General features: G+C 47.6%; 2 protein-coding genes. Both read left to right on the forward strand.

Going from position 1 to position 1,067, the window contains the following annotated elements:
• The first annotated feature begins 70 nt into the window (after positions 1-70).
• The gene (locus A3751_RS17725) at positions 71-814 is read left to right on the forward strand and encodes a response regulator transcription factor (protein WP_068458339.1); all 744 of its coding nucleotides are present in this window, start codon (positions 71-73) and stop codon (positions 812-814) included.
• A partial coding sequence (locus tag A3751_RS17730) for a hypothetical protein (protein WP_156492598.1) occupies positions 814-1,067 on the forward strand: 254 nt, incomplete at its 3' end. The genes A3751_RS17725 and A3751_RS17730, both read left to right, overlap by 1 nt.

A 1,067-nucleotide genomic window follows, 5' to 3' on the forward strand; every position in this document is an offset into this window, starting at 1 on the left:
ATCATTGGATTGAACTCAGGTAAAGTGAGGGTCACACAATTCAAGACAATTGGAAGCAACCATAGCCCTTATGACGAATAGCATTGCGATAGTAGAAGACGACATTGATCAACAGCAAAATTATGCTGAGGCATTATCCCTCNGCGGTTTTACCCCCTACTGTTACTCCAATGTCGCATCCGCATTAGCGGGTATATCTGAAGTAAAACCAGATATTGTGTTGTTAGATGTTGTGCTTGAGGATGACCCGGATGGCGGCTTCACAATTTGCCGGAAATTGCTGGATCAAGGGGCTAACTTACCCATCGTATTTCTAACTGATCGTTCAGATGAAATCGATCAGGTCTTCGGCCTAAGACTCGGAGCATGGGATTATCAAACAAAACCCATCTCACTGTCGTTATTGGCAGAGCGGGTTAAGTCTGTATTGCGTATTCATTCCGCTAGACAGAGCCTTTTTTCAGCCTGTTCTCCAGAAGGCACAGCCTTTGATGGCGCCCTAAATCAAAACAACACCGCGACCAGCGATCAAAGCCCTTTGAACATTCATCATGAAACCTCTTTTGTGTCGTGGAAGGGGCAGACAGTGCCATTGACGCTCACAGAGTTTCGATTGTTTGTTGCCATTCACGATGCGGGCGCGCAAGGCATTGATTATCAGACCCTGAGCGAGAGTACGATGCAGCGCATGGTGACCAATGGCACCATCAATAGCCACATTAAAAATCTGCGTAAGAAGTTTAACGAAATCGACCCAGAATTTAATTCAGTGCTCAACAAACCAGGGTTTGGTTATCGATGGGAAGCGCCCTAATGCCGCGCTTTGGTATTAAAGCCCAAATCACCCTATTAAGCTTGGGCTTACTTTCTATTCCCTGGTTTGCGTGGTCGTATTGGCAAGAGATTCAGCAAGCCGCAATCACTACTCAGGGCCGAGTGCAGCTGATCGAAACCAAAGCCATCGCGACCAGCCTCGTTGCGACGCAAGAGAACATTGCCGAATTACTAGCTGCAGACGACAACAGCCTCGTCGAAAAGCACGCGTTAAGCGCGCCTTCTGTAGCTGC

This window comes from Oleiphilus sp. HI0080, from assembly GCF_001635135.1.